This is a genomic window from Albimonas marina, from assembly GCF_029223255.1.
Classification (GTDB): Bacteria; Pseudomonadota; Alphaproteobacteria; order Rhodobacterales; family Rhodobacteraceae; genus Albimonas.
Genome location: NZ_JARHUC010000010.1, coordinates 130,090 through 148,347 on the forward strand (window position 1 = coordinate 130,090; position 18,258 = coordinate 148,347).

At 74.1% G+C, this 18,258-nt stretch carries 16 protein-coding genes; 14 read left to right on the forward strand and 2 right to left on the reverse strand.

Annotated features, from left to right (window positions below):
* Positions 1–470: 470 nt before the first annotated feature.
* The 14 genes from pyrH to ilvN all read left to right on the forward strand — a co-directional run bounded on the left by pyrH (position 471) and on the right by ilvN (position 16,039).
* Positions 471–1,211, forward strand: coding sequence for a UMP kinase (pyrH, locus tag P2H44_RS23185; RefSeq protein WP_275767499.1), 741 nt, complete (start codon positions 471–473; stop codon positions 1,209–1,211).
* A gap of 39 nt (positions 1,212–1,250) precedes the next feature.
* Positions 1,251–1,814 carry a ribosome recycling factor gene (gene frr, locus P2H44_RS23190; protein WP_275767501.1) on the forward strand — a complete coding sequence of 188 codons (564 nt, stop codon included), beginning with the start codon at positions 1,251–1,253 and terminating at the stop codon, positions 1,812–1,814.
* Positions 1,815–1,964: 150 nt separating this feature from the next.
* Positions 1,965–2,759, forward strand: a complete 795-nt coding sequence (uppS, locus tag P2H44_RS23195; RefSeq protein ID WP_275767502.1) for a polyprenyl diphosphate synthase — start codon at positions 1,965–1,967, stop codon at positions 2,757–2,759.
* 5 nt (positions 2,760–2,764) lie between these two features.
* Complete coding sequence (locus tag P2H44_RS23200) at positions 2,765–3,592, forward strand: phosphatidate cytidylyltransferase (RefSeq protein WP_275767503.1); 828 nt, start codon at positions 2,765–2,767, stop codon at positions 3,590–3,592.
* The gene (gene dxr / locus P2H44_RS23205) at positions 3,586–4,827 is read left to right on the forward strand and encodes a 1-deoxy-D-xylulose-5-phosphate reductoisomerase (protein ID WP_275767505.1); all 1,242 of its coding nucleotides are present in this window, start codon (positions 3,586–3,588) and stop codon (positions 4,825–4,827) included. Before P2H44_RS23200 ends, dxr begins: the two co-directional genes overlap by 7 nt.
* Before the next feature lie 54 nt (positions 4,828–4,881).
* Complete coding sequence (gene rseP / locus P2H44_RS23210) at positions 4,882–6,249, forward strand: RIP metalloprotease RseP (protein ID WP_275767507.1); 1,368 nt, start codon at positions 4,882–4,884, stop codon at positions 6,247–6,249.
* 589 nt (positions 6,250–6,838) lie between these two features.
* Positions 6,839–7,789: a PfkB family carbohydrate kinase gene (locus tag P2H44_RS23215; RefSeq protein WP_275767508.1), complete on the forward strand. Its 951-nt coding sequence runs from the start codon at positions 6,839–6,841 to the stop codon at positions 7,787–7,789.
* Entirely contained in the window at positions 7,786–8,706 is a 921-nt protein-coding gene (locus P2H44_RS23220; protein WP_275767510.1) for a pseudouridine-5'-phosphate glycosidase, read from the forward strand. The genes P2H44_RS23215 and P2H44_RS23220 overlap by 4 nt, the downstream gene beginning before the upstream one ends.
* A 161-nt stretch (positions 8,707–8,867) precedes the next feature.
* On the forward strand, positions 8,868–9,788 hold the full coding sequence (gene miaA, locus P2H44_RS23225) for a tRNA (adenosine(37)-N6)-dimethylallyltransferase MiaA (RefSeq protein ID WP_275767512.1): 921 nt from the start codon (positions 8,868–8,870) through the stop codon (positions 9,786–9,788).
* Positions 9,789–10,048: 260 nt separating this feature from the next.
* Positions 10,049–11,500: an MFS transporter gene (locus tag P2H44_RS23230; RefSeq protein ID WP_275767513.1), complete on the forward strand. Its 1,452-nt coding sequence runs from the start codon at positions 10,049–10,051 to the stop codon at positions 11,498–11,500.
* 161 nt (positions 11,501–11,661) lie between these two features.
* Positions 11,662–12,456 carry a hypothetical protein gene (locus P2H44_RS23235; protein WP_275767515.1) on the forward strand — a complete coding sequence of 265 codons (795 nt, stop codon included), beginning with the start codon at positions 11,662–11,664 and terminating at the stop codon, positions 12,454–12,456.
* Between the two features lie 551 nt (positions 12,457–13,007).
* Entirely contained in the window at positions 13,008–14,762 is a 1,755-nt protein-coding gene (locus P2H44_RS23240; protein ID WP_275767517.1) for an acetolactate synthase 3 large subunit, read from the forward strand.
* A 29-nt stretch (positions 14,763–14,791) separates the two neighbouring features.
* Positions 14,792–15,439 (forward strand): NADPH-dependent F420 reductase, encoded by a 648-nt coding sequence (locus P2H44_RS23245; protein ID WP_275767519.1) that lies wholly within the window; start codon positions 14,792–14,794, stop codon positions 15,437–15,439.
* A 30-nt stretch (positions 15,440–15,469) separates the two neighbouring features.
* Positions 15,470–16,039, forward strand: a complete 570-nt coding sequence (gene ilvN, locus P2H44_RS23250; RefSeq protein WP_275767521.1) for an acetolactate synthase small subunit — start codon at positions 15,470–15,472, stop codon at positions 16,037–16,039.
* A 691-nt stretch (positions 16,040–16,730) separates the two neighbouring features.
* On the opposite strand, the gene urtE is transcribed toward ilvN, so the two are convergent.
* Both urtE and urtD read right to left on the reverse strand, forming a co-directional pair.
* The gene (urtE, locus tag P2H44_RS23255) at positions 16,731–17,426 is read right to left on the reverse strand and encodes an urea ABC transporter ATP-binding subunit UrtE (RefSeq protein ID WP_275767523.1); all 696 of its coding nucleotides are present in this window, start codon (positions 17,424–17,426) and stop codon (positions 16,731–16,733) included.
* Between the two features lie 2 nt (positions 17,427–17,428).
* Positions 17,429–18,256 (reverse strand): urea ABC transporter ATP-binding protein UrtD, encoded by an 828-nt coding sequence (gene urtD, locus P2H44_RS23260; RefSeq protein WP_275767525.1) that lies wholly within the window; start codon positions 18,254–18,256, stop codon positions 17,429–17,431.
* Positions 18,257–18,258 lie beyond the last annotated feature (2 nt).

The following is an 18,258-nucleotide window of genomic DNA, read 5'->3' on the forward strand; positions in this document are numbered from 1 at the left end:
CGCCAGGCGCGCCGCCTGCCAGGGGCGCGAAGCGCCTGTTTCCCGGAGCCGTCCGTCGCTGATGCCGATCGGAGCCGCGCGGGGAGCGGGGTCAAGGATCGCGGAACGCGACCGGCGAAGCCGGCTCGTCCTTGACCCCGCGCCCCGCGGGGCTCAGGCATCTGAAGCGACGGACGGCTGCGGGAAGCGGGCGCGGCCCTGTTTCCGGGTGAGCTCCCGAAGCGACCTTCCGGCGCCCCCGCGGGGGCGCCCGCGCGCAGCGCGCACGCCGAGAGAGCCCCGCCTCGCGAGGCCCCCCCTCGCGCCCCGCGCGCCGTCCTCGGGGCGCCGACGGGACGGGCGCCGCCCGCGGCATCCGCCGCCGCGGCGGGCGCCGGCGCCGCGGGGGCGTCGCGCCGCACTTGCGACGCTTGCGCCCCGGGCCCCCTTCCGACACATTGCGCGCGCCCGCCGACAGGAGACTCCCGCGCATGACCGAGGCCGCTCAACCGCCCGCCCCGCTTCTCTATCCGCGCGTGCTGCTCAAGATATCCGGCGAGGCCCTGATGGGGGACACGAGCTTCGGGCTCCACCCCCCCACCGTCGCCCGCATCGCCGCCGAGGTGAAGCGCGTCCACGACATCGGCGTCGAGCTGTGCCTGGTGATCGGCGGCGGCAACATCTTCCGCGGGCTGCAGGGCTCGGCGCAGGGGATGGAGCGGGCCTCGGCCGACTACATGGGCATGCTCGCGACCGTGATGAACGCGCTGGGCATGCAGTCCGCGCTCGAGGAGCTCGGCGTGCAGACCCGGGTGGTCTCGGCTATCCCGATGGACCAGATCTGCGAGCCCTACATCCGTAGGCGGGCCATCCGGCACCTGGAAAAGGGCCGCGTGGTGATCTTCGCCGCCGGCACCGGCAACCCGTATTTCACCACCGACACCGCCGCGACCCTTCGCGCGATGGAGATGAACTGCGGCGCGATCATGAAAGGCACCCAGGTCGACGGCGTCTACACCGCCGACCCCAAGACGAACCCGGACGCCAAGCGCTACGACCGGGTGAGCTACGACGAGGTGCTGATCAAGAATCTCAAGGTGATGGACGCCTCCGCCATCGCGCTGGCCCGCGACAACAACCTGCCGCTGATCGTCTTCTCGCTGCACCAGTCGGGCGGATTCGCGGAGGTCTTGAGCGGTCGCGGAAAATTCACCATTGTCGAGCAGTCATGACGCGGGGACGCTCAACCCCGCGCGCCGAGGAGACCCTCTATGAGCGATGAGATCGAGATCGACACCGACGACATCGAGCGTCGGATGGACGGCGCCCTCGCCTCTCTGCGCCAGGAATTCGCCTCGCTGCGCACCGGGCGCGCGACGGCCTCGATGCTGGATCCGGTGATGGTCGACGCCTACGGCGTGGACACGCCGCTGAACCAGGTCGGCACGATCAACGTGCCCGAGCCGCGGATGATCACGCTGGCGATCTGGGACAAGCAGATGGTCGGCAAGGTCGAGAAGGCGATCCGCTCGTCGGGCCTGGGCCTGAACCCGGTGGTCGACGGCACCCTGATCCGCCTGCCGATCCCCGAGCTGAACGAGGAGCGGCGGCGCGAGCTGGCGAAGGTCGCCGGCCAGTACGCCGAATCCGCCAAGGTCGCCGTGCGCAACGTGCGCCGCGACGGCATGGACACCGTGAAGAAGGCGCAGAAGGACGGGCTGAGCGAGGACGACGCCAAGTTCTACTCGGACGAGATCCAGGCGCTGACCGACGCGGCGATCAAGAAGATCGACGCGGCGCTGGAGCACAAGCAGGAAGAGATCATGCAGGTCTGAGCGGACGCGCGTCCGCGCGGCGCCCGGCGCCGTCCGACGGCCGCGAACGCGCCTCCGAACCGCCCAGACGCAGGGCGAGTCACGAGGGGATCACGGCTGGATCGGCAATGAACACGGGCGCGGACGGATCCGCGTCTTCGGGAGCAGCGAATGTTCAACTCCTCGCCCCTGACCGCGGCCCAGTCCGCGGAGGAGGTCAAGACCCCCGGACTCGCCGGCGCGGCCCAGGCGGCCGGCGACGGCGGGGCGCGGCCGCGGCACGTGGCGATCATCATGGACGGCAACGGCCGCTGGGCGAAGGCCCGCGGCCTGCCGCGCCTGGCGGGCCACCGCCGGGGCGCGGAGACCGTGCGCCGCATCGTCGAGGCCGCCCCGGACCTGGGGGTGGAGTGGCTGACCCTCTACGCCTTCTCGACCGAGAACTGGAAGCGCTCGGCCGAGGAAGTGACCGGGCTGATGGAGCTGTTCGCCATCTACATCCGCCGCGAGGGGCGCGAGCTGAAGCGCCGCGGCGCCCGCGTGCGCTTCATCGGGGAGCGGGGGCGCCTGGCGCCGGACCTCGCCGCCGCGATGGCGCGGCTGGAGGCGGACACCGCCCAGAACGACAAGCTCAACCTGACCATCGCCATCAACTACGGCGGCCGGGACGAGATCGCGGCCGCCGCGCGCCGGCTGGCCGAGGACGTGGCCGCGGGCCGGCTGGACCCCGCCTGCGTGGACGCGGCGGCGCTGGAGGCGCGGCTGAACACCTGCGGCTTCCCGGACCCGGACCTGGTGATCCGCACCTCGGGCGAGATGCGCACCTCGAACTTCCTGCCCTGGCAGACCGCCTATTCCGAATTCGCCTTCGTCGACGACTTCTGGCCCGACTTCACGGTCGAGCGCTTCGGCGAGGCGCTGGCCTCGTTCGGCGCGCGCCAGCGTCGCTTCGGGGCGGTCGGCTGACCGCGATGGCCCCCGGCGCCCCCAAGGCGCGGAGCTTCGCCGACCTTCGCGCCCGCACCCTGGCCGGGGTGGCGATGGCCGCGCTGGCCGCGCTGGCGCTGGGCGTCGGCGGCTGGGTCGCGGCCCTGTTCGCCGCCGCCTGCGCGGGCGGCATGGGCTGGGAGCTGCGGCGCATGGTGGCCGGCCGCTTCGACGGCGCCGGCTGGGCGATCGCCGCCGCGGGCGTCGCCGCCAGCCTCGCCACCCAGGGCGCCTTCTTCCGCTCCGGCCTCGCCGTCGCCGCGGCCTGCCTGCTGGCCGCGATCCTGCTGACCCGGGGCGACGGCCGCTGGGCGCGGCTGGTCACGCTGATCGGCGGCGGCTACGTGGCGGTGGCCTGCGCGGGCCTGGTCGGCCTGCGCGACGATCCCCTCTACGGCTGGGAGGCGGTGCTGTGGGTGGTGCTGGTGGTGGTGGCGACCGACGTGGGCGCCTATTTCGCCGGCCGCATCATCGGGGGGCCGAAGCTGTGGCCCCGCGTCAGCCCCTCGAAGACCTGGGCGGGGCTGGGCGGCGGCATGGCCTGCGCGACCGTCACCGGGGCGATCTTCTCCTCGGCCACCACGGGGACGCTGGTGCATGAGGTCGCCATCGTCTCGGGCGTGATGGCCGTGGTCAGCCAGGGCGGCGACCTCGCCGAGAGCGCGATCAAGCGCAAGGCCGGGGTCAAGGACAGCTCCAACCTGATCCCCGGCCACGGGGGCCTGCTCGACCGCATGGACGGGCTGATGGCCGCGGCGCTGGTCGCGGCGATCATCACCTTCCTGCGCGGAAAATCGGTGTTCATATGGTGAGCGAGGGCGACGTCGCGCCGGCCGAGGCGCCGCCCCCGGGGCGGCGGATCTCGGTGCTGGGGGCCACCGGCTCCATCGGCCGCTCGACCCTCGACATCCTGCGCCACGCGGGGCCCGAGGCCGCGCAGGTCGTGGCGCTGACCGGGCATTCCAACATCGCGGCCCTTGCGGAGGCGGCGCGGGAGTTCCGCGCCGAGATCGCGGTGACCGCCGATCCCTCGCGCTACGAGGATCTGAAGGAGGCGCTGGCCGGCACGGGCATCGAGGCCGCGGCGGGCGAGCGCGCGGTGATCGAGGCGGCGGGCCGTCCCGCCGACTGGACCATGGCCGCCATCGTCGGCTCGGCCGGCCTCGCCCCCACGCTCGCCGCCCTGCGGCAGGGCACGACGCTGGCGCTGGCGAACAAGGAATGCCTGGTCTCGGCCGGCCCCCTCTTCATCGAGGAGGCGGCGGCGGCGGGCGCCCTGCTGCTGCCGGTGGACAGCGAGCACAACGCGATCTTCCAGGTGCTGGACCGGCCCAACCGCGCGGCGGTGGAGAAGATCCTGCTCACCGCCTCGGGCGGGCCGTTCCGCGACTGGCCGCTGGAGCGCATCGCCAAGGCCACGCCCGAGGAGGCGGTGGCCCATCCCAACTGGGACATGGGGGCGAAGATCTCGATCGACAGCGCCTCGATGTTCAACAAGGGGCTGGAGATGATCGAGGCGATGCACCTGTTCGGCCTGACGCCGGCGCAGGTGCAGGTGCTGGTGCATCCGCAGTCGATCATGCATTCGGCCGTGGCCTACGTGGACGGGGCGGTGCTGGCCCAGATGGGGGCGCCCGACATGCGCCACGCCATCGGCCACGCCTTCCACCACCCCGCCCGCGCCCCCCTGCCCGTCGAGCGTCTGGACCTGGCCGCCATCGGCGCGCTGGAGTTCCGCGCCCCCGACGAGGTGCGCTTCCCCGCCCTGCGCCTGGCGCGCGAGGCGATGGAGGCGGGCGGCCTCGCCGGCTGCGCGCTGAACGCCGCCAAGGAGGCGGCGCTGGAGGCGTTCATGGACCGCCGGCTGCCCTTCATGGGCATGGCCGAGGTGGTCGAGGAGGTGCTGGGCGCGCTGGCGCCCTTCGGCCCCGCCTCGACGCTGGACGACGTCTTCGCCATGGACGTGCGCGCCCGGGCCGCGGCGGGGGAGCGCATCGCAGCGCGATTCCGCGCCGCCGGGCTGGGAAAAGGGGCGGCGTTCGCCTAGATTTACGGCGGTTCATCCGCGTGCGGGGGTCGCGCGCGCCTGTTCGGAGGTCCCATGGACGCGTTCTCCCTGCTGTCGAGCGTCGGCGGCGTCGGCTTCGCCATCGCCTCGTTCCTCGTGGTGCTGGGCGTCGTGGTCTTCATCCACGAATACGGCCACTACATCGTGGCCCGCTGGTGCGGGATCCACGCCGAGGTGTTCTCGATCGGCTTCGGCAAGGAGCTTTTCCACTGGGTCGACAAGCGCGGCACCCGCTGGCGGCTCGCGGTGCTGCCGCTGGGCGGCTACGTGAAGTTCCTGGGCGACGGGGACGCCGCCTCGGCCCGCGCGGACCTGCACGAGCTGGAGAACATGAGCGAGGCGCAGCGCGCCCGCTCCTTCCCCGGGGCGGCGCTGTGGAAGCGCGCGCTGGCGGTGGCCGCGGGCCCGGGGTTCAACTTCATCCTCTCGATCGTGATCTACGCGGGGCTCGCGATGAGCCTCGGGATCGGCTCCGACCGGCCGGTGATCGGCGCGGTGGACGAGAGCGCGACGGCGATCGAGGCGGGGCTCGACCCGCTGCAGGTCGGCGACGAGGTGATCTCGGTCGAGGGGACGCCGGTCGAGCGTTTCGCCGACATCTCGCGCGCCTTCGCCGCCGCCTCGGACGCCGAGCCCGGGCGCGAGCGGTTCGAGGTGGTGGTGCGGCGCGACGGGCAGGAGCTGGCGCTCGAGACGCCGGCCGCGATCCCGCCGGTGGTGGGGGCGGTGACGCCCGACAGCCCGGCCGAGGCCGCGGGCTTCAAGCCCGGCGACCGGATCCTGACGATCAACGGCCAGAAGGTCGGCGCCTTCGCCGACCTGCAGCGGATCGTGATCGCCTCGGGCGGCGCCGACCCGGTGGAGATGGTGCTCGACGACGGCACGGGCCCGCGCGAGACGCTGCTGACCGCCAAGATGCAGCCTTATCCCACCGCCGACGGGGGGATCGAGATGCGCCCGCTGATCGGGGTGACCGCGATCCCGCGGCTCGCGCCCGAGGTGGTGACGCCGGGCCCGCTGGAGGCGGTCGAGCTGGGGGCGGTGCGCACCTGGCAGATCATCGCCTCGTCCTTCGCCTACGTGGGGGCGATCATCGACGGCCAGGCCGACAGCTCGGGCCTGGGCGGGCCGATCAAGATCGCCTCGCTCTCGGGCCAGGCGGCGGGGGCGGGGATCGTGGCGTTCCTGGGCATGATCGCGATGATCTCGGCCTCGATCGGCATGATCAACCTGTTCCCGATCCCGGTGCTGGACGGCGGCCACCTGCTGTTCTACGCGATCGAGGCGCTGCGCGGCCGCCCGCTGGGCGAGAAGGCCGCCGAATACGCCACCGGCTTCGGCCTCGCCGTGGTGGTCGGCCTGATGGTGTTCGTGACCTACAACGACCTGATGGGCCTCTGAGCCCGGCCCCGGAGGCGCCCTCCGCGCGCCTCCGGAGCCCCCCTCTCCGCCGATCCCCCGTCCCATCCCCCCGCGCGCCCCCGGCCCGCAGCCCGGCGCCCGCGCCGGAGGCCCGCGCGAAGCGCCTGTTCCCCGGAGCCGTCCGTCGCTGATGCCGTAAAGAGCGACTCGCGGGGAGGGGTCCAGGATCGCGCAGCGACCCCGCGCAAGCGGGGCTTGTCCTTGACCCCTCCCCGCGAGTCGCTCAGGCATCTTCAGCGACGGACGGCTGCGGGGGACAGGCGCGGCCCTGTTCCCTGGTGAGTTCAGAAGCGGCCTGCGCGTCTCCCGGCGCCCCGCCGGCCCCGGGCCCAAGCCCGCCCGCAGGGCGCCTCCGTCCCTCGCTCCCCGCGCCCCTGCCCCGCGCCGACCCGTCGCGCGCCCCGACGCCGGGGCGCCGATTGACCTTCGCGCCCGGGCGGCGGAGAGTCCGCCCTCTCAGGACCCGGACCGGAGACAGGATGCTCCCCGCCCCTCTCATGGCCGCCGCCGGCGGCGCGCGCGCGCTCCCCTCGGCCGTCCCTGCGGCCCCCGCCGCCGGGGCCCGTCGATGAAGGACGAGCGCGCCGAGCCGGGCGCGGCCGCCCCCGCCGACGCCGCCGCGCGCCCCGCGCCGCGCGGCCCGGCGGTGATCTGCCTGGGCGGCGCGCACTGGGACATGGTGGGGCGGCCCTCGGGCCCGCTCGCGCCCGGGGGCGACCTGCCGGGGCGGATGATCCGCCGGCCCGGGGGGGTGGCGCTGAACCTCGCGCTCTCCTTCGCCTCGCTCGGCCGGCCGACGGTGCTCGCCGCGCCCGTGGGGCGCGATCCGGAGGGGGCGGCGCTGGCGGCCCGGCTCTCGGCCCGCGGCGTCAGCCTGCGCCGGATGGGGCCGGAGGCGCCGACGGGCCTCTATCTCGCCATCGAGGACGGGGCCGGGGGCCTCGCCGCGGCGGTCGCCGACCTGCCCGGCTGCGAGGCCGCCCTGCCCGAGCATCTGCGCGAGGTGCTGACCCCCACCGCCGCCAACGCCGCCGCCTGGGTGATCGAGGCGAACCTGCCCGCCGAGACGCTGGCCGCGATCGTGGCGGCCCATGCCGCCCTGCCGCCCGGCGCGCGCCCCTGGCTGGTGGCGAACCCCGCATCGCCCGCGCGGGCGGAGCGGCTGGCGGGCCTGCTGGGGGCGCTGGACCTGCTGATCTGCAACCGGGCCGAGGCCGAGACCCTGGCCGGGCGGCGGTTCGAGGACGCGGCCCAGGCCGCCGCCGCGCTGCGGGCGCTGGGGCTGGCCGAGGTCGCGGTCACCGACGGCCCCGCCCCGGCCGCGGCCGCCGACGCCCAGGGCGTCGCCGCGCGCATCCCGATCCCCGCCCCCGCGGCGCCGAGCCTGCTGATGATCACCGGGGCCGGCGACGCGCTGTTCGCGGCCTACCTGCACGCCCGCCTGAAGGGCGAAGGCGCGACCGAGGCGCTGGAGCATGGCCTGCGCGCCGCCCGCGCCCGCATGGAGACCGCCGAATGACCCCGCCGCTCGTCTGGTCCCCCGAGGCCGCCGCCGCCCGCGACGCGGGCCGCCCGCTGGTGGCGCTCGAGAGCACGATCATCACCCATGGCCTGCCGCATCCGCGCAACCTCGAGGTCGCCCGCGCCATCGAGGACGCGGTGCGCGACGCCGGCGCGGTTCCCGCCACCATGGCGGTGATGCAGGGCGCGATCCGGGTGGGGCTGGGCGCGGACGACCTGGAGCGGCTGGCCGTCGCGAAGGGCGTCGCCAAGCTCTCGCGCGCGGATCTCGCCGCGGCGCTGGCGACGGGGCGGCCGGGGGCGACCACGGTCGCCGCGACGATGATCTGCGCCCGGCTCGCGGGGATCGAGGTCTTCGCCACGGGCGGCATCGGCGGCGTGCACCGCGGCGCGGAGGCGAGTTGGGACGTCTCGGCCGACCTGCAGGAGCTGGCGCGCACCCCGGTGACGGTGGTCGCGGCCGGGGCCAAGGCGATCCTGGATCTGCCGAGGACGCTGGAGGTGCTGGAGACGCTGGGCGTGCCGGTGATCGGCTGGCGGACCGGCGATTTCCCCGCCTTCTGGTCGCGCGCCTCGGGCCTGCCGGCGCCGCTGACGATGGAGACGCCCGAGGCGGTCGCGCGCGCCCACCGACTGCGCGGGGCGCTGGGGATCGAGGGGGGCCAGCTCCTGGCGAACCCGATCCCGCCCGAGGCCGAGATCCCCGCCGAGACGCTCGCCCCCCTGATCGAGCAGGCCATCGCCGAGGCCGAGGCGCAGGGCGTCGCCGCCAAGGCCGTGACCCCGTTCCTGCTGGGCCGGATCCTGGAGCTGACCGGCGGCGCGAGCCTGGAGGCGAACGTGGCGCTGGTCCTGAACAACGCCCGCCTCGCGGCGCAGGTGGCGACGGCGCTGGCGGCGCTGCCGAAGGGCTGAGGCCCGCGCCCGCGGCAGGGGCTGGGCCTCCGCCGCGCTCCGCCCCCCGGTGTCCGCCGCCGTCCCCCGCCGCGTGGCGCAGGCTTCGCCCGCGCGGCGCCGCCCCCTCGCCCTGCCCGCCCCCGCTTGACCGGGCCGCGCGGGCGGGCGATCAGCGGGGCATGGCCCGCCCCGATCTCAGCCCCGACCCGCGCCCGATCCTGATCGCCGGCCCGACCGCCTCGGGCAAGTCGGGGCTGGCGCTGCGGCTGGCGGAGCGGGCGCCCTCGGTGGTGATCAACGCCGACGCGCTGCAGGTCTACGACGGCTGGCGGGTGCTGACCGCGCGGCCCTCGGCGGAGGAGGAGGCGCAGGCGCCCCATCGCCTCTACGGCCACGTGCCGGTGCAGGAGACCCACTCCGCCGGGCGCTGGCTGCGGGAGGTGGCGGCCGAGCTCGAGGCGGCGCGGGCGGCCGGGCTGCGGCCGATCGTGGTGGGGGGCACGGGGCTCTATTTCACCGCGCTCACCCAGGGGCTCGCCGAGATCCCCGAGACCCCGCCGGAGGTCCGCGCGGCGGCGGAGGCGCGGCTGGCGGAGCTGGGGGCGGAGGGGTTCGCGGCGGAGCTGGCCCGGCTCGACCCCGCCACCCATGCCCGCATCGACCTGCGCAATCCCCGCCGGGTGATGCGCGCGTGGGAGGCGTTCCACGTCGCCGGCCGGCCGCTGTCGGAGATGCAGGACGCGACGCCGCCGCCGTTGCTGCCCCTCGCCCACGCCCGGCCGCTGCGGCTGATGCCGGAGCGCGAGCGGCTCTATGCCCGGATCGAGGCGCGGTTCGACCAGATGCTGGCGGAGGGCGCGCTGGAGGAGGCGCGCGCGGCGCTCGACTGGCCGTCGCCCTCGCCGGCGGCGATGAAGGCGATCGGGGCGGCGGAGCTGACGGCGCATCTGCGGGGCGAGATCTCGCTGGCCGAGGCGCGCGAGGCCGCGGTGCAGGCCACCCGCCGCTACGCCAAGCGCCAGCTCACCTGGATGCGCAACCGGCTGGGGGACTGGCCGGCCGCGGAGGACCCTGACGAGGGGCTGCGGCTGCTGGGCTGAGGCGCGGGGCGCGCGCGGGGGGCCTGCGAGGCGCCCCTTTCGAAGTCCCCTGCCCGGCCGACGTCGCGTCGGGGCGGCTTCGTGCCGCGCTGATCCTTCGGGCGCCGTCGTATTCTGTTTCGCGGCGCGACGCCGGCCCTGCGGCCCGTCGCGTCTCATCCCATCCGGGCGTGCCGCGGCGTCGTCGTGAGGCCCTTGACCTCGACCTTGGTCGAGGACCTAGCCCTTGGACCTCGCCGCATGACCTGCCGGAGCCCGCGATGACCGCGCCCGATCCCGTGATCCCCTCGCCCGACCTGTCCGCCGCCGCCGCCGCCGAGGGCTCGGCGCGGTGGGGGGAGCTGCTGACGCGGGCGCATCTGCCGGCGCTGGCGATGGTCAGCCTCGCGGTGTGGCTGCATGCGGCGAACTCGATGGTCACGGCCACGCTGATCGACGCGATGCTCGACGAGATCGGGGGCGAGCGCTGGGTGGCGTGGTCGACGGCGCTCTACCTCGTGGGGTCGATCTCGGCCTCCTCGGTCGCGGGGCTGGCGGCGCGGCGCAAGGGGCTCCGGCCGGTGATGACGGCGGCGGCCGCGCTGTTCGGCCTGGGCTGCGCGGTGCAGGCGATGGCGCCGACGATGCCGGTGGTGCTGGCCGCGCGGCTGGCGCAGGGCGTGGGCGGCGGCGGGCTGGTGGCGCTGGGGTTCGTGGCGGCGGGGCAGCTGTTCCCGCGGCGGCTGTCGGCGCGGGTGGTGGCGGTGATCTCGACGCTGTGGGGCGTCTCGGCGCTGATCGGGCCGCTGTTCGGGGGCGCCTTCGTCGCGGCGGGAAGCTGGCGGGCGGCGGTCTGGTGCTTCGGGCTGCAGGCGGCGGCGCTGGCGCTGCTGCTGGCCTTCGGGCTGAAGGGCGCGGGCGGCGCGAGGCCGGAGGCGGCGCCGGGCGCGGCCTCGCGCCCGCCGCTGGCGCGCCTGGGGCTGATCTCGGCGGGGGTGTTCCTGATCGCGGCGGGCGGCGTCGAGGTGGCGCCGGTGAAGACCAGCCTGTTCCTGCTGGCGGGGCTGGGGTGCCTGGTCTGGGCCTTCCGGCGCGACGCCGCGCGGGGCGAGGACCGGATGTTTCCGCCGGGCGCCTTCCGGCTGTCGGACCGCACCGGCGCCTCGCTTCTGATGATGTTCGCGCTGTGCTTCGCGACGGTGCCCTATCTCGCCTACGGGCCGGTTCTGCTGATCCGCCTGCACGGGGTGGCGCCGATCGAGGCGGGGCTGGCGCTGGCGAGCCTGTCGGTGACCTGGAGCCTGGCGGCGGTCGTCGTCTCCTCCTGGCCCGAGCGGCGGGATCCGCTGGCGGTGACGGTGGGGGTCTGCCTTGTGGCGGCCACCCCGCTCGCGCAGGCGCTGGTGTTCCCGGAGGGGCCGGTCTGGGCGATCGTGGCGGTGGGCATCGTCGAGGGGGCGGGCTTCGGCATGTCCTGGACCTTCGTGCTGCGCCGCGCCCAGGCGCTGTCGGCGGAGGAGGACCGGGCCCGCGTCGCCTCGGGCCTGCCGACCTCGGAGCAGCTGGGCTATGCGGCGGGGGCGGCCTTCGCCGGCGTCGCCGCCAACGCCGCCGGCTTCGCCGAGGCGGGCGACCCGGAGGCGCTGGCCACCTCCGCGCGCTGGATCTTCCTCGCCACCCTGCCCGCCGCCGCGCTGAGCCTGGTGGCGCTGAGGGCCTTCGTGCGGAAGTGAGGCGGCGGGCCCGGCCCCCTCGCGCGCCGTGGGCCGAGGGGCAGGACCCCCACGAGGCCGCGCCCCGCGCCGGGGGGCGGGGGCCGGGCCGACACATGCGGCTTGCCGCAGACGTCATTCCGTCGCACGCTGTTTGGGCATGGACGAGGAGGGCGACCCGGATGAAACACGCTTGGCTGGTCGCGCCCGTCGCGATCGCGGCGTCGCTGTGGGGCGCCGCGGCGCAGGCGACGATCGTCACCACCCTGATCACCGAATCCGACTGGGGCCCCGGCGCCGTCGCCACCAGCTTCGACGACTCCGGCTTCGGGACGCCGAGCGCGGCCCAGGACCTGTCCGACGGGCTGGCGGCGCCGGGCTATCTCGTCTCGCAATATGACGCGGGCTACGTCGTGGGCGTGCACCGGCTGCCGGACGAGAGCCTGGGCCTGGGCGGCCGGCGGGTCGTGGATTTCGAGTTCACGATCGACTTCAGGTTCCTCGACGGTCTCTACGCGTCTCTCGAGGAGGCGGCCCTGCAGGAGGTCGGCTTCTACCTCGAACAGGACGGCCACGGCTGGGGCTACACCGGCAATCTCGCCGGGATCTCGGGCGTCTACAACGACGGGTCGTGGCATCGCTTCCAAGCCGGCGGCCTGACCGCGGCCAGCTTCACGCGGTTCTACGGCATCGGGGCCGACCCGTTCGCGACGCTGAGCCTCGAGGCCGGGGCGGCCCCGCTGAGCTTCGGCTTCTACACCTACACCGACGGCTCCTGGGTGGGGGCGACGGCGATCTACGACAACCTCCAGATCCGGGCGCGCACCGAGGCCGTGCCGCTGCCGGGGGCGGCGGGGTTGCTGGCGCTGGGCTGCGCGGCGCTGGCGGGCGCGGGGCGAGCCGCCGCGGTTCGCCGGTCGATCCGACGCCGGGGCCGCACGATCCTCGCCGCCGCCGGGCCCCGCCCCCGCGCCTGAGGTGGACGGCTGAGGTGGACGCCTGAGTTCGACGCGCGCGTGACGCGACCTCCGCCCCATGCGCAGGGGCTGGGCCGCGGCGCGGGCCGGCCGCCGGCCAGGGGCGCGAGGGCCGACGCGCCGCTCCCGCTCCCGGCCCCCGGCGCAGACGTCGCCGCTGGAGCGCCCGGCCCGCCGTCGTCGCCGCGCCCGCGGGCTCGGCGCGCCGCCCGTCGGGGGCGCCTGCACCCCGCGACGTTGCGGGAGAAGCACGGAAAGTTGCGCGCAGACCGGGCGGCGCGCAATTTTCTCCGCCGAGGCCGGGTTTCGGGGTTGACCGGCGCCCCGGCGCCCGGTAGTCACCCGGCTGCGGAAAGACGGAAGGCTGGGGACCCGACATGGCTCTCATCGTACTTAGGGACGGGCGCGACTGACGGCGGACGAGGTTCTCGTTCCCCAAGCGCCCGCATGCCCCCTTCGACCGGGGGTTTTTTTGTGCCCGGCGCGATGATCAGCCCCGACCGAAAGACCCCCTTCCGCCCGACCAGACCATACGCCAGAGGAAAGAACCGATGCCCCGTGAGATGACCGGCGCCCAGATCGTCGTCCAGGCCCTGAAGGATCAGGGCGTGGACACCGTGTTCGGCTACCCCGGCGGCGCGGTGCTTCCGATCTACGACGAGATCTTCAAGCAGAACGACATCAAGCACATCCTGGTCCGGCACGAGCAGGGCGCGACCCACGCGGCCGAGGGCTACGCCCGCTCGACCGGCAAGCCGGGCGTCGTTCTGGTCACCTCGGGCCCCGGCGCGACCAACGCGGTCACCGGGCTGACCGACGCGCTGATGGACTCGATCCCGATGATCGTCCTGACCGGCCAGGTCCCGACCTTCCTGATCGGCTCCGACGGGTTCCAGGAGGCCGACACCGTCGGCATCACCCGCCCCTGCACCAAGCACAACTGGCTGGTGAAGGAGACGGACCACCTGGCCGACGTGATCCACCAGGCCTTCCATGTCGCCATGGCCGGCCGCCCCGGCCCGGTGCTGATCGACATCCCCAAGGACGTCCAGTTCGCCACCGGCACCTACAACGACCCCTCCGAGGCCGAGGAGCTGCCCTACAACCCCCGGCGCGAGCCCGACGACGACGCGGTCATGGCCATGGTCGAGATGATCGAGACCGCCGAGCGGCCGATCCTCTACACCGGCGGCGGCGTGATCAACTCGGGGCGCGAGGCCTCGCGCCTGCTGCGCGAGCTGGCCGAGGAGACGGGCTTCCCGATCACCTCGACCCTGATGGGCCTGGGCGCCTATCCCGCCTCCGGCAAGCTGTGGCTGGGGATGCTGGGCATGCACGGCATGTACGAGGCGAACATGGCCATGCATGGCTGCGACGCGATGTTCTGCATCGGCGCGCGCTTCGACGACCGCATCACCGGGCGGCTGGACGCGTTCTCGCCGAACTCGAAGAAGGCGCATATCGACATCGACCCCAGCTCGATCAACAAGAACGTCCATGTCGACGTTCCGATCCTGGGCGACGTGGGGACCACGCTGGCCCGCGTGCTGGAGAAGTGGCGCGCCCGCGGCTCCCAGACCCGCCGCGACCGGCTGGCCGGCTGGTGGACCCAGATCGAGGCCTGGAAGGCCATCAAGTGCCTGACCTACAAGAACTCGAAGTCCGTGATCAAACCGCAGTACGCGCTCGAGCGGCTGGAGGCGCTGACCAAGGGCCGCGACCGCTACATCACCACCGAGGTCGGGCAGCACCAGATGTGGGCCGCCCAGTTCCTGGGCTTCGACGAGCCCAACCGCTGGATGACCTCGGGCGGGCTGGGGACGATGGGCTACGGCGTGCCGGCCTCGATCGGCGTGCAGATCGCCCATCCCGAGAGCCTGGTGATCAACGTCGCCGGCGAGGCCAGCTTCATGATGACCATGCAGGAGCTCTCCTGCGCGGTTCAGTACATGGCGCCGGTGAAGCAGTTCATCCTCAACAACGAGCGTCTGGGCATGGTGCGCCAGTGGCAGCAGCTGCTGCATGGGGAGCGGTATTCGCACTCCTACTCCGAGGCGCTGCCTGACTTCGTGAAGATGGCCGAGGCCTTCGGGTGCAAGGGCATCCGCTGCACGGATCCCGCGGACCTGGACGACGCGATCATGGAGATGCTGGACTACGACGGTCCGGTGATCTTCGACTGCCTGGTCGAGAAGCACGAGAACTGCTTCCCCATGATCCCGTCCGGCAAGGCGCATAACGAGATGCTGCTGGGCGAGGCCTCGACCGAGGGCGCGATCGACGTCTCGGGCTCGGTGCTCGTCTGAGGGCCGGCGCGGCCGGGGGGAGGAACGGCATGACCGACATCGCGATCCTCGGCCCGGGCCCGGTGGGCGAGGCGCTCGGCGGGCGCTTCGCCGCGGCGGGCCATCGGGTGATCTACGGCTCCCGCGATCCGGGGGCCGAGGCGGTGCGCGCGGTCGTCGCGCGCACCGGCGACGGGGCCCGCGCGGCGGCGCCCATCGCGGCGGCCCAGGCCTGCGAGGTGGCGGTGATCGCCCTGCCCTGGGGCGCGGTCGAGACCGCGCTGCCCCCGCTGGCCGAGGCGCTGGCGGGCAAGACGGTGATCGACGCCACCAACCCCCTGCGCGCGACCCCCGCGGGGCCGGAGCTCTCGATGGGCTTCGACGTCTCGGGCGGGGAGCGGGTGCAGGCCCTGCTGCCCGGCGCGCGGGTGGTGAAGGCCTTCAACACCACCGGCTGGGGCGGCATGGTCGACCCGGTCTTCGAGGGCCGACGCTCGGTCATGTTCCACTGCGGCGACGACGCCGCGGCCTGCGAGACCGCCCGCGGGCTGATCGAGGACGTGGGCTTCGAGGCGGTGCACGCCGGCCCGCTGTCGGCGGCGCGCCTGACCGAGGCGCACGCCATGTTGTGGATTCACCTGGCTTATCGCGGCGGCCAGGGCCGCGACTGGGCCTTCGGACTTCTGCGCCGCGGCTGACGGCCCGGCGCCCGCAAAGACGGACTTCGCATGAACGCGCTCAACATCCCCCAGGGCTCGACGGCCCATTCCGCCTACTCGCTTCGCCCCAGCCTCGCCGAGGGCGAGGAGCGCCGGACGCTGGCGGTGCTGGTGCGCAACGAGGCGGGCGTGCTGGCGCGCGTGATCGGCCTGTTCTCGGGGCGCGGCTACAACATCGAGAGCCTGACGGTCTCGGAGACGGACCACGCCTCGCGGCGCTCGCGGATCACGGTGGTGACGACGGGCGAGCCCGCGATCATCGAGCAGATCAAGGCGCAGCTGAGCCGGATGGTGGTGGTCATCGACGTCCACGACCTGACGATGGAGGGCCCCTCGGTCGAGCGGGAGCTGGCGCTGGTGAAGGTGGCCTGCACCGGCGAGGCCCGCGTCGAGGCCCTGCGCCTGAGCCAGGTGTTCCGCGCCTCGGTGGTGGACACGACCCTGAAGAGCTTCGTCTTCGAGCTGACCGGCGCCCCCGACAAGATCGACGCCTTCGTCGAGCTGATGGCCCCCCTGGGCCTGGTCGACGTCTCCCGCACCGGCGTCGCCGCCATCAAGCGCGGCCCCGATCCGATGTGACCCTCGCCGCCCATCGCTGAGAACGTCCCGAAGGGGCGCGGCCGGTCCGCGCCCCTTTCGCGTCGCGCCCGCCACCCGCCGCAGGCGCCGCGTCGCCCCGCGCGCCGGCCGCCCCGCCCCGCCCGCGGCGCATTCCGTCCGTCGCGCCCATGGCCCCCTCCCCCCGGCCGGCCGCCCTCCGTCCTGCCCCGCCCGCCGCCGACGCCCCCGCCGGGCCTCCCGTGTCGAGCGCCTGTTCCCCGGAGCCGTCTCTCGCTGATGCCGTAAAGAGCGACTCGGCGGGAGGGGTCAGGGATCGCGAAGCGACCCCGCGCAAGCGGGGCTTGTCCTTGACCCCTCCCGACGAGTCGCTCAGGCATCAACCGCGAGAGACGGATCCGGGGAGCAGGCGCGGGGCCTGTTCCCGGGTGAGTCTTGAAGCGGCCTCCCCCCGAGCCTGTCCGGCACGCCGCTCTCCCCAGGCCGCCTTCCCACCCGCGCCCCCGCCTGCCCCGCGCCGCGGGCGCGCCCGGGCCACGGGCGCGCGGCCCGACGCGGCGCCTCCCTGCCCGCCGCGATCCGGTCCCCCGACATCAAACCGGACATGAAAACGGCGCGCTCCTGCCGCGGAGCGCGCCGTTTCCGCCTCCCGCCCCGCGCGGCCGCCCTCGCGGTCGCGCGGGGCATCCCCTCGGGAGGCCCCCTCGGTCCCTCAGACCGTCAGGTGCCTGCGGACCTCCGGGTCGTCCAGGCTCTCGGCGGGGCCGGAGTGGACGATCTCGCCGCGGTCCATGATGTAGATGCGGTCGGCGAGCTCCCGGCAGAAGTCGAGGTACTGCTCGATCAGCAGGATGGTCAGGCCGTGCTCGTCGCGCAGGAACTGGATGGCGCGGCCGATGTCCTTGATGATCGAGGGCTGGATGCCCTCGGTGGGCTCGTCGAAGGCGATCAGCTTGGGGCGCATCACCAGCGCCCGGCCGATGGCGAGCTGCTGCTGCTGGCCGCCGGAGAGGTCGCCGCCGCGGCGGTTGAGCATGGTCTTCAGGATCGGGAACAGCTCGAACACGTAGTCGGGGATGGTGCGGTCCTTCGACGGAAGACCGGCGTAGCCGGTCTGGAGGTTCTCCTTCACCGTCAGCAGGGGGAAGATCTCGCGGCCCTGCGGCACCAGCCCGATGCCGGCGCGGGCGCGGTCGTGGGAGGAGCGGCGGCCCAGCGCGACGCCGTCGAAGGCGATGGAGCCGCCCGAGAGCGGGTGGTGCCCCACGATGGAGCGGATCAGCGAGGTCTTGCCGACCCCGTTGCGCCCGAGCAGGCAGGTGATCTTGCCCTGCTCGACGGTCAGGTTCACGCCGCGCAGGGCCTGGGCGGCGCCGTAGTGGAGGGTGGCGTTCTCGACGGTCAGCATGCTCAGCGCCCCAGATAGACTTCGATGACCTGCGGATCGGCCGAGACGTGGTCGAGCGAGCCCTCGGACAGGACGTGGCCCTCGTGCAGGCAGGTCACCTTCACGCCGAGCTCGCGCACGAAGCCCATGTCGTGCTCGACCACCACCACCGAGTGATCGACCGCGATCTCGCGCAGGAGGCGGGCGGTCTCCTCGGTCTCGGCGTCGGTCATGCCGGCGACGGGTTCGTCGACGAGCAGGAGCTTGGGGTCCTGTGCCAGCAGCATCCCGATCTCGAGCCACTGCTTCTGGCCGTGCGAGAGGTAGGCCGCGAGCTCGTTGCGCCGGGCGCCGAGGCGGATCTTGGCGAGGATCTCGTCGATGCGCTGCTCGTCCGTGCGGTTCTTTCGGTAGAAGAGCGCGGGGATCCCGCGCCGCTCGCCCTTCAGGGACAGGAGCAGGTTGTCGGCGACCGTCTGGGTCTCGAACACGGTGGGTTTCTGGAACTTCCGGCCGATCCCCATCTGGGCGATGGTGGGCTCGTCATGCTTGGTCAGGTCGACGTCGCCCATGAAGTAGACGTCGCCCTTGTCGGGCCGGGTCTTGCCGGTGATGATGTCCATCATCGTGGTCTTGCCCGCGCCGTTGGGGCCGATGATGGCGCGCATCTCGCCCTTCATCAGCACGAAGCTCAGCTCGTTGATCGCCTTGAACCCGTCGAAGGAGCGCGAGACGCCGTCGAGGTAGAGGAGCGTGTCCTTGCGGGCCGAGGGGACGGGGGCGTGCTTCGGCGCGGCCCGGCGCGGCTCGGCCGGGGTCTTGAGGGGAAGCTTCACGGGGATCTCGGTCATCG